The sequence below is a fragment of the Pantoea wallisii genome, assembly GCF_002095485.1.
Classification (GTDB): Bacteria; Pseudomonadota; Gammaproteobacteria; order Enterobacterales; family Enterobacteriaceae; genus Pantoea; species Pantoea wallisii.
The window spans coordinates 17,491-27,830 of the sequence record NZ_MLFS01000061.1 but is presented as its reverse complement, the minus strand read 5'-3'; the positions used below and the strand labels follow the sequence as shown (position 1 = coordinate 27,830).

The 10,340-nt window shown below is 57.7% G+C and carries 8 protein-coding genes and 2 pseudogenes; 4 read left to right on the top strand and 6 right to left on the bottom strand.

The annotated features are described in order from the left end of the window. The 3 genes and pseudogenes from HA48_RS18170 to HA48_RS18160 form a co-directional block, all read left to right on the top strand. On the top strand, positions 1-364 hold a 364-nt coding region (locus HA48_RS18170; protein ID WP_128602575.1), incomplete at its 5' end, for an ABC transporter permease subunit. Between the two features lies 1 nt (position 365). Then, positions 366-1,162, top strand: a pseudogene (locus HA48_RS18165) (ABC transporter ATP-binding protein). Continuing rightward, complete coding sequence (locus HA48_RS18160) at positions 1,159-2,649, top strand: HAL/PAL/TAL family ammonia-lyase (protein ID WP_128602574.1); 1,491 nt, start codon at positions 1,159-1,161, stop codon at positions 2,647-2,649. Before HA48_RS18165 ends, HA48_RS18160 begins: the two are co-directional and overlap by 4 nt. A 31-nt stretch (positions 2,650-2,680) precedes the next feature. Here HA48_RS18160 and HA48_RS18155 read toward each other — a convergent pair whose 3' ends face one another. Next, the gene (locus tag HA48_RS18155) at positions 2,681-3,310 is read right to left on the bottom strand and encodes a flavin reductase family protein (protein ID WP_128602573.1); all 630 of its coding nucleotides are present in this window, start codon (positions 3,308-3,310) and stop codon (positions 2,681-2,683) included. Positions 3,311-3,485: 175 nt separating this feature from the next. Here HA48_RS18155 and rlmF point away from each other — a divergent pair, with 175 nt between their 5' ends. After that, the gene (gene rlmF, locus HA48_RS18150) at positions 3,486-4,415 is read left to right on the top strand and encodes a 23S rRNA (adenine(1618)-N(6))-methyltransferase RlmF (RefSeq protein ID WP_128602572.1); all 930 of its coding nucleotides are present in this window, start codon (positions 3,486-3,488) and stop codon (positions 4,413-4,415) included. A 9-nt stretch (positions 4,416-4,424) separates the two neighbouring features. Here rlmF and ybiO read toward each other — a convergent pair whose 3' ends face one another. From ybiO to dps, 5 genes and pseudogenes are all read right to left on the bottom strand, one after another. Further along, positions 4,425-6,686, bottom strand: coding sequence for a mechanosensitive channel protein (ybiO, locus tag HA48_RS18145; RefSeq protein ID WP_128602571.1), 2,262 nt, complete (start codon positions 6,684-6,686; stop codon positions 4,425-4,427). Positions 6,687-7,205: 519 nt separating this feature from the next. Beyond that, positions 7,206-7,927: pseudogene (gene glnQ / locus HA48_RS18140) on the bottom strand (glutamine ABC transporter ATP-binding protein GlnQ). Then, positions 7,924-8,583 (bottom strand): glutamine ABC transporter permease GlnP, encoded by a 660-nt coding sequence (glnP, locus tag HA48_RS18135; protein WP_128602570.1) that lies wholly within the window; start codon positions 8,581-8,583, stop codon positions 7,924-7,926. The pseudogene glnQ and the gene glnP overlap by 4 nt, the downstream one beginning before the upstream one ends. An 86-nt stretch (positions 8,584-8,669) precedes the next feature. After that, complete coding sequence (gene glnH / locus HA48_RS18130) at positions 8,670-9,416, bottom strand: glutamine ABC transporter substrate-binding protein GlnH (RefSeq protein ID WP_128602569.1); 747 nt, start codon at positions 9,414-9,416, stop codon at positions 8,670-8,672. A gap of 309 nt (positions 9,417-9,725) precedes the next feature. Continuing rightward, positions 9,726-10,229 carry a DNA starvation/stationary phase protection protein Dps gene (dps, locus tag HA48_RS18125; RefSeq protein WP_128602568.1) on the bottom strand — a complete coding sequence of 168 codons (504 nt, stop codon included), beginning with the start codon at positions 10,227-10,229 and terminating at the stop codon, positions 9,726-9,728. Positions 10,230-10,340: the final 111 nt, after the last annotated feature.

Here is a 10,340-nt window from a genome sequence, read left to right as displayed (position 1 = left end):
CCCCGCCGGACAGGTGGAAGCGGGCCTGGCGTGCGGCATGTCGCGCTGGCTGCTGCTGCGCCGCATTATTGCGCCGATCATGCTGCGTTATGCGCTGCCCGCTTACTCCACCGAGGCGATCCTGCTGGTGAAATCCACCGCGTTAGCCAGCCTGGTGACCGTCTGGGATGTCACCGGCGTGGCGCAGCAGATTATTCAGCGCACCTATCGCACCATGGAGGTGTTCGTCTGTGCTGCAGCGATCTACCTGATTCTGAACTTTATTATCGTCCAGCTCTATGCGTGGCTGGAACGCCGTCTGACCCCGGTGCACCGCGCGGAAAAAAAGCCGCAGCCCGCCGTTAAACCGCTTGCCGGAGAGTAATATGCACGCCTCATCACCTGTCACGTTAACCGCTACCGATATCCATAAATCCTTTGGCGCAATGGAGGTGCTGAAAGGGATCTCACTGCAGGCGCATCAGGGCGATGTGATCTCTATTCTCGGCGCCAGCGGCTCGGGAAAGAGTACCCTGCTGCGCTGTATTAATCTGCTGGAGACGCCCGATGCCGGCGTGGTAAGCGTCGGCGGTGAAACTATCGAGATGAAACGCCATGCGCGTGGTCATCAGCTGGCCGCCAACCCGAAACAGATTGAGCGCCTGCGGTCGCGCCTGGGCATGGTGTTCCAGAGCTTTAATTTGTGGTCACACATGACGGTGCTGCAAAACGTGATTGAAGGGCCGCACTACGTGCTGAAGCGCGACAAAAAGCACTGCATTGCGCAGGCTGAGCAGCTGCTGGATCGCGTTGGCCTGCTGAACCGCAAAGATTTCTATCCGGCCCAGCTTTCGGGTGGGCAGCAGCAGCGCGTGGCCATTGCGCGTGCACTGGCGATGGATCCGGAGGTGATGCTGTTTGATGAGCCCACCTCGGCGCTGGACCCGGAGCTGGTAGGCGAAGTGCTGAAGGTGATGCGCAGCCTGGCAGAGGAGGGGCGCACCATGCTGGTGGTAACCCATGAGATGGGCTTTGCACGCAATGTCTCCAACCGCGTGGTGTTTATGCATCAGGGCACGATTGATTGCCAGGCGCGCCGGAGGCAATGTTTGGCGATCAGGGTTCGCTGCGTTTTAAGCAGTTTATCTCCAGTCATCATCATCCGGCGGGGCAGCCAGCATGACTATCGTATGGGGCGATAGCCCGATCCGCTGGCAGGATGTGGTGCAGGTGGCACGGCACCATGCGCACCTGACGCTCAGTGATGCCGCCTGGCAGCGAATTGCGCAGGGGCGTGAGATTGTCGGGCAGATTATTGCCAGCGGTCAGATCGCGTACGGCATCAACACCGGGCTGGGGGCGCTGTGTAACATCACGCTGCCGGAGGAGCAGCTCAGCCAGCTATCACGCAATACGCTGCTGAGCCACGCCTGCGGCGTCGGGCCGCTGCTCACGCAGGCGCAGACCCGCGCCATACTCTGTGCGGCGATTGCCAACTACAGTCACGGTAAATCGGGCGTTTCGGTGGCACTGGTGCAGCACCTGCTGGCACTGCTCAACCAGCAGATCACGCCGCAGGTGCCATCGCAGGGCTCGGTGGGTTACCTCAGCCACATGGCGCACATTGGCCTGGCGCTGATTGGCGTGGGCGAGGTGGATTATCAGCAGCAGAGTATGCCCGCACAGCAGGCGCTGGCGCTGGCAGGTCTGCAGCCGTATCGTCCCGGGGCGAAAGAGGGGTTAAGCCTGGTGAACGGCACGCCCTGCATGACCGGCCTGGCATGCCTGGCGCTGGATGATGCTGCACGTTTGCTGGACTGGGCGGACGTGACTGGCGCGATGAGTTTCGAGGCGCTACGCGGACAGCGGGTGGCGTTTGATGCCGACGTGATAGCGCTGAAAGCGAGTCCGGGCATGCAGCACAGCGCGCAGCGGCTGCGGGCCCTGCTGCACGATAGCCCGCTGCTGGCTGCCAGCGTGGGGATCCGCACGCAGGATGCGCTCAGCCTGCGCGCCATGCCGCAGGTGCACGGTGCCAGCCGCGATCAGTTTGATCATGCTGCGCATCAGATCGTAACTGAACTGAATGCCTGCACCGACAATCCGCTGGTGCTCGGCACGCCGGATAACTGGCGCGTAGTGTCGCAGGCCAACCCGCACGGTGAGTCCGTGGCGATGGCGGCCGATCTGCTGGCGATAGCGATGGCGGAAGTGGGCAGCATTGCCGAGCGCCGGCTTGATCGACTGGTGAACCCGCTGGTGAGTGGGTTGCCAGCGTTCCTGGTGGCGCAACCCGGCGTGAACTCCGGCATGATGATTGCGCAGTATGTTGCCGCCGCGTTATGTGCTGAAAACCGCCAGCTGGCGCAGCCGGCCGTACTGGATAACTATGTCACGTCCGGCCTGCAGGAGGATCATCTCAGCCTCGGGACCGGTGCAGCGCTGAAGCTACTAAAACTGGTGGACAACGTGTGGCAGATTCTGGCTATTGAGTACCTGCTGGCGGCGCAGGCGCTGGATTTCCACGGCGAAGCCCAGCTGGCACGGGGCACGGCGCATGCGCTGCACCGTTTGCGGCTGCAGGTGGCGAACTGGCAGGAAGATCGCTGGCTGGCGCCCGATATGGCGCGCGCGGTGGCGGTAATGAAAGCGGGCTGTGCGACACCGTAACGGCCATCTGCCGCTACGGTTGCTTCAGACTTTAGCGCGGGCGGGCATCCGGCCGCACCAGATCGAAGCGCTGATCTTCGCTGATGCCGTAATAGGCGGAAGGGCCGCCGGCACGCAGGATCGGCTGCGCTTTAGCCGTTTGATAGATACCGTCCTCCAGCAGCGTTTCATCAATATGGATGGCCACCACTTCGCCCAGCACCAGCCAGCTTTGCAATTCGCTGCCCTGCACATCCTGCAGGCGGATCAGCTGCGTTAACCGGCACTCAAAATTGACCGGGCTCTCCGCCACCATGCTGACGTTAACGTGCGAGGCCGCAAGCGGCGTCAGGCCGGCCAGCGCAAACTCATCCTGATCCGCCGCCACTGATGCAGAGCTCTCATTCATCGCTTCGGCCAGCGGGCGCGTAGCCAGATTCCAGACAAACTCATTGGTTTCGCTGATGTTCTGTACGCTGTCTTTCCAGCCGCTGCTGGCGAAACCGATAATAGGCGGATGGTAGTTGAAGCAGTTAAAGAAGCTATAGGGCGCCAGGTTGCGCTGGCCGCTGGCGCTCCGGGAGCTGACCCAGCCAATAGGTCGCGGGCCGACAATTGCATTGAGCGGATCGTGCGGCAGGCCGTGCCCGCTGCGGGGTTGATAGGTATAACGTTGACGCATTTGCGCTCCTGATTCGTTCTTCACACGTCGCACTCGCTGCCCTGCTGTCGCATGAACGGTGCCGGACGCCGTGTGGGGAGTGTAGATTTAAATTCAATGCAGAAAATTTTGTTGGCGGATTGTGCGCTGTCGCCATCCAGCGTATCTTACGCCCGCCTTATCTTCCGGAGCCATTATGAACAAGCCAGCCGCCACCGCGCCATTCCATCCGCGTAACCGCCATCAGGGCCGTTATGATTTTGCCGCCCTGACTGCCGCGCATCCGCCGCTGGCGCAGAAGGTGCGCCCCAACGGCTATGGTGAGCAGTCGGTGGATTTTGCCGATCCTGAAGCGGTGATGCTGCTGAATCAGGCGCTGCTAAAGCTGTTCTACAATCTCAACTGGCAGCTGCCGCAAGGCTATCTGACGCCGCCGGTGCCCGGTCGCGCCGATTACGTGCATGCGCTGGCGGATTTGCTGGCAGACGACTGCGGTGGCGCGATCCCGCGTGAGCTGGATGTGCTGGACATTGGCTGCGGCGCCAACTGCATCTATCCGCTGATTGGGCAGGCAGAGTACGGCTGGCGCTTTACCGGTACGGACATCAGCGCGGAGGCCATTACCGCGGCCACCCACATCGTTGCCAGTAATCCTGGCCTGCAGCGCGCCATTCGTCTGCGTCGCCAGAAGCAGGAGAGCGCCATCTTTACCGGCGTGGTGCACAAGAATGAGCGCTATCACGCGGTGCTGTGCAATCCGCCTTTTCACGCCTCGGCGGCAGACGCGGCAGCCGGCAGCCAGCGTAAAGTGCGCAACCTTGGCCTGCAGAAGCGTGCGCCGCTCAACTTTGGCGGCCAGCATAATGAGCTGTGGTGCGAAGGCGGCGAGCGCGGCTTCATCGGTAAGATGATCGATGAGAGCGTGCTTTTTGGCGATCGCATTGTCTGGTTCACCTCTCTTGTCTCCCGCAAAGAGAATCTGCCCGCGCTGCGCGACCAGCTAAAAGCGCACAATGCCCACGAGGTGCGCATCATTGAGATGGCGCAGGGGCAGAAGCAGAGCCGCTTTATCGCCTGGACGTTTTTGCCGGCCGCCGTACGCGGCCAGCGCCTTACGCGCGCCTGATCCGTCCCGCTACGGTGGCGGCGGCAACGCCGGCACGCTTGCGGCAGCGGCAACATCACTGCCGGTTTGCATCACCTCCACCGTTTGATGCGGTGCTTTAATGCCCGCCGCATCAAAGTGTTTTTTCACTTTGTCATCCAGCGCAAAGCGCACGGACCACTGCTTCAGCGGCTGTGTGGTGAACGAGACGCGCACGGTGAACGCCTGGTTAGTCAACCCCACCAGACCGGCAAAGCTCGGCTCGCCGATAACCATGCCGCGGATATCCGGATTTTCCAGCAGTTCTTTTACCGCCGCCTGCAGGGTGGCGTTCGCCTTTTCCGCATCCTCGCGGCGATCGACATCATAGTTAGCAACAAATGAGCCAATGCCGCGCACAAAGTTGGCGAAGGTGGTAATCGATGACCACGGGATAATGTGGTAAGCGCCGGTATCCTGACGTACGCCCACCGAACGAATCGACATGCGCTCCACCGTGCCGGTAATGGCGCCAATGGTGACCAGATCCCCGGTGTTCATGCCATTTTCAAACTGAATGAAGATGCCGGTGATAATGTCTTTGACCAGCGTCTGTGAGCCGAAAGAGACCGCCAGACCCAGCGCCCCGGCACCCGCCAGCAGCGGAGCGATATTGACGCCGACCTCGGAGAGCAAAATCATAATGGTGATGGTGCTGATCACCACCGCCAGCGCGTTACGGAACAGCGTCAGCAGCGTGCGGGTACGTGCGTTTGGCATCGGGCGGCCGTGCGAATCGGAGGCCAGCCGGCTTTCGATCAGGCTGGCGAGCAGCGTCCAGCCCACCGCGGAGAGTAGCAGGATCATCACGATGCGAATCAGCACATCCACCAGCTTCTGTCCGGCCCCCTGTGTGAGCCAGTGCCACAGGTCAAACAGGTTCCAGGCGTTAAGCAGCAGCAGCAGCGTGGCAAACACGGTAACGATCCGTGCCAGTTTCAGTAACGCCCGGACCCAGTCATTAACGCGCTTTTGCAGTTCAGGGTAGTTGCGACGTAGCTCGGGCGAGAGCGTCAGGGTTTTGCCGATCCAGCGCGTGAGCATGCCCGATATCAGAGCGGCGAGACCAATAATGGCCAGGCTGCGCACCGTGGCGGACATCATAAATTTCAGGCTATCGCCGGGATTGAAGATCGAGAAGAGAAACAGCGCGACAAAATAGGCGCTGGCCAGTAGGTGCCACACCATGCTGAAGGCGCGGATGAACAGGGCAAAGAAGCTCAGACTGCGGTCTGCCAGCTGGGACAGCGCCTGCTGGATATTGCGTTTATTGTGGAAAATCAGCCCGAGCGCCCAGCTGGTCATGATGCCCATGATCAGCACATTGAGCAGCGCCGCGATCTGCACGTTAACCTGGTTAGAGACAATCGGCACGACGACAAGTAAACCATAGCCAATTATGCCACTGAGCCAGCTCAGGCGCGTGTGCCAGTAAACGGCGCGCGCATCTGAGAGGTGGAAGAAGCGCAGGGCAGGGAAGCGTGGACAGAAGATCAGGCGCAGTAGCGCTTTGAAGAATTCAATCAGGGCAAAAGCGTTCAGGAACAGTCCCTGCTGATAAGCGATGGTACGGTTGCCGCTGTGGTAGTTCTCACTGATGATTTGGCCGATAAACAGCGTTAACGCCAGCAGCAGCAGATCGATCATAAACGCCAGCAGGATGGCGACGGGCAGATGCAGCCACTTGTTGCGCTCAAGGTTCTGGTTACGGCCCCAGCGGCCCATGCGCTGCCAGAGTGGCCACACCAGGCGGCGCGTAAGCCAGTAAAAGGCGAATACGGCAGCGGCCAGGCCAGCAAAGTGGTTGAGCGCGTTGAGAAAGGTGTCTTTATTGAAGGCCTTGTGTGGCGCGTTAACGATACTGTTGTGCAGCCGGACAAATTGTGAGGCCACGGCACCGCCATATTCGCGTGTCACGCTGGTGACGCTCTCCAGCACGGTGGGCTCGTCCTGTTCGCTCTGCGGCGGTGTCAGGACCGGCTCATCCGCCGGCGTTTTGCTGGTGGAGGCCTGACGCAGCTGTTCGATCAGCGCCTGACGTGAGTCGCTGTTCTCCAGAATGTTGGCCAGCGCAGCGTAAGCGGCTTTTTTCTCCTCCGGCGTGGGTTCACTTTTCGCGCCATCGGCGGGCGTTTGCGATTGCTGAGCGGCAACCGCGGCCTGCGGCAGCGTGACGGCCTGCGCAGAGGAAATTAGCAGGCAGCAAAAAATGATTCCCGTCAGGGTTCGCCACAGTGGGCTAATAAACGACATGATTTTTCCTTGTTAAACGCACTGCGGCAACAGGGGAAAAGTATAGTCAGCAATGGAACATGAAGATTCTGAAAGGAATTTTTGGGACGTTAGCGTCTCTTCGCAATAAGTTTTCCATCGGTCAGAGAGAAGGTTGAGCACGCCCGGATCGGCAACCCCCGCTTCCCTGCGGGCCTCGGCACGCGGCATCCCTGCCGCGTGACGTCCGGCTTAGCTCAACGTTCTCTCTTCCCACCAGCACAGGTGCGGCTGTAGCGTGCGGTTTGGCAACAGCGATGAAGAAACTTGCAGGGTGCGGGAGGGATAGCCGCTTGCAGCAGCCTCCGCGCCATGGAAGGCGCGGCGGCAGGCCCCATGGATGGGTCAATGCCGGTGCGGCAAGCGGCTATCCCTCCCTCGCCCAGGCGCAAGCAAAAAGCGACAGTGATATAAGACTGCCAGAAACGATGTTTCATGATGAACGGCAAACAAAAAAGCCGCAGCGGTTGCCCGGTGCGGCTTGTTTTACAGAGAACGCTATCAGGAAACGTGTTGCAGGAACTCGCGCAGACGATCGCTCGGCGGATTGGTGATCAGATCATCCGGATGACCATCCTCAGCGATGGTGCCTTTATCGATAAAGATCAGGCGTGAGGCCACCTTTTGGGCGAAGCTACTTCGTGCGTCACGATAACCATCGTCATACCCTCTTCGGCCAGATCCTGCATCACCTTCAGCACTTCGTGGCGCAGCTCCGGATCGAGCGCGGAGGTCGGCTCATCAAACAGCATCATCTTCGGCTTAACCGCCAGCGCACGGGCAATGGCCACGCGCTGCTGCTGGCCGCCAGAGAGCTCAGACGGGAAGTGGTGCGCGCGCTCCGCCAGACCCACTTTACCCAGCAGCTCACGTGCCAGCTTCTGTGCTTCATCCCTCTTCGCGCCACGCACGCGAATCGGGCCAAAGGCCACGTTATCCAGCGCGCTCATTTGCGGAAACAGATGGAACTGCTGGAACACCATGCCGGCTTCCTGACGAATCAGACGCTCATCAACTTTGGGATCGTTCACTTTCATGCCGTCAACGATCAGATCGCCAGTGGTGATCTCTTCCAGCTTATTGATGCAGCGCAGCAGGGTCGATTTCCCGGAGCCGGAAGGACCAATAATCACCACCACTTCGCCCTGATTAATCTTCAGGTTAATGTTATGCAGAACCTGCGTCTGGCCGAAATTTTTCGAGACGTTTTTAAATTCAATCACAGGATTTTCACCCTTTTCTCAATACGGCGCAGCACAAAGCTCAACACCAGCGTAATAACCAGATAGATGATGGCGACGGCGCTCCAGATCTCCAGGGCGCGGAAGTTACCCGCGATGATCTCCTGGCCCTGGCGAGTCAGTTCTGCCACGCCAATCACGATAAACAGTGAGGTATCTTTAATGCTCACGATCCACTGGTTACCCAGCGGCGGCAACATACGACGCAGCGCCAGCGGCATAATTACGTAACGCAGCGTTTCGCGACGCGACAGGCCAAGCGCCAGGCCGGCTTCACGGAAACCTTTATTGATCGACAACACCGCGCCGCGTGTAATCTCGGCGATGTAGGCACCAGAGTTAATGGTGATAGTGACCACGGCAGCGGTAAACGGATCGATACGCAGATCGGGGAAAGCCATCGGCAGCGCAAAATAGATGAACATCACCTGCACCACAATAGGCGTACCGCGGATTAGCTCAATAAACACCAGCGCGAGGTTATTGGTGATCCAGCCACCGTAAGCGCGGGCGAAACCGGCAATCAGGCCGATAATCAGGCCGCCAATCAGGCCGATGACGGAAATCAGCAGGGTCATTTTGGCGCCTTCGATTAATATCGGCAGGGCGGGCCAAATGACGCTCCAGTCAAACTCCATGGTGTGACTCCAGAATCTGTTGCAATGAAAATATAAAAAGCAGGGAGGCTTAAGCTCCCTGCTGACAAAATTGGCTTACGCCACAATTATTTTGGTTCAGTACCGAACCATTTTTTATAGATGGTGTTATAGGTGCCGTTGTCGCGCAGGGTTTTCAGCGCGCCGTTCACTTTCTCACGCAGATCGTCGCTGCCTTTCGGGAAGGCGATACCGTACTGCTGCGCTTCAATCGAGTCGCCTACCGCTTTAAAGCGGCCTTTACCGGCGGTATTGATGAAGTACAGGATGTTTGGCGTATCGTGCAGTACCGCATCGGCACGGTTAGTGCCTAACTCCATGTAAGCGTTATCGATGTTCGGGAACTGACGCAGATCTTTGGTTTTGATATTGGCTTTTGCGTAATCAACCGAACCGGTGCCGCTTTTTACAGCCACGGTTTTACCGTTCAGATCGTTGATGCCTTTAATATTGTTCTCATTTTCACGCACCATCACCAGCAGGCCGCTTTTGTAATAGCCGTCAGAGAATTCAATGGCTTTTTTACGCTCTTCGGTGATGGTGATGCCGGCCAGCGCCAGGTCAACGTTTTTGGTTTGCAGGGCCGGGATGATGCCGCTGAAATCCATTGGCTTCAGGGTGTAATCCAGCTTCAGCTCTTTGGCAATGGCAGCCCACAGATCAACGTCAAAGCCAACGTATTGGTCGCCCTTTTTAAATTCAAAAGGAACGAAAGCGGTATCGGTAGCGACAACCAGTTTTTTTTCTGCTGCGGTGGAGGAAAGGGAGAAGGCCAGCGCGAGTGCGGCCACGGAGACTTTAATCAATGACTTCATCATTTTTTTCCTTATTACCCTTCAGGCCTTGTGGCCTGATGTACGGCTCATCATATGAAAAAATTATGCCAACTTTTCATTTTTGCATAAATCAGTAGATTTCAGCGCCATGCTGACTCGATTTTGCAATACAGGAAAATCTTGCACCATATTGAGTCACCAAAATGGTGCAGTGTGCTGTTGTGGTGCAGGCATCAGTGTGCACCAGAGTGGTGACAAGAGAAAGAAGGGTTTAAGGAATTGTTAACAGCGTCAAAAAAGCGGGGAAAGAGAGGCTAAAAAGGCGGGATAACCCGCCCTGTTGATGCATTATTCAATATTTGATTCGATGAACCACAGGAATTTATCCAGATCGCGTGACGCCGCAGTAAAGATATCAGCCGTATCTTCATCGCTCACTTCGCTGATCGCTTTACGCGTATCGTTCGCAACCACCGCATAGCGGTCTGCCAGTGCTTTCAGGTGATCCTGCACGCTATGAATGTTAAGCGGATAGCTCTGCAGCGGGGTTTTATCATTCACGACCTGTGAAGTGCCCAGTGCCACGCCGCCCAGCTGCACGACGCGCTCGGCGATAGTGTCCTGGTGCTCAGTGATAGCCGTACGGAAGCCGTCCAGCATCTCATGTACGCCAATGAAGTTTGCACCGCGCATGTTCCAGTGCGCCTGTTTGGTGATCAGAGACAGGTCAATAAACTCCACTACCAGACGGTTGAGCACCTCAATGGTGGCTTTCTTCTCACTATCAGCCACGTCATTGCGGGTATAAATCAGATCGGAAGATTTTGTTTTAACCAGTTTTGCGGTACTCATCATTAATGTCCTCTTATTGATGGTTGTCCTAATCAAGCACGGAAATAAGTATAGCAGCACTTTTGTGATGTGCCGGAATGATTGAACCAATGGCAGGAATAGATAAATCTT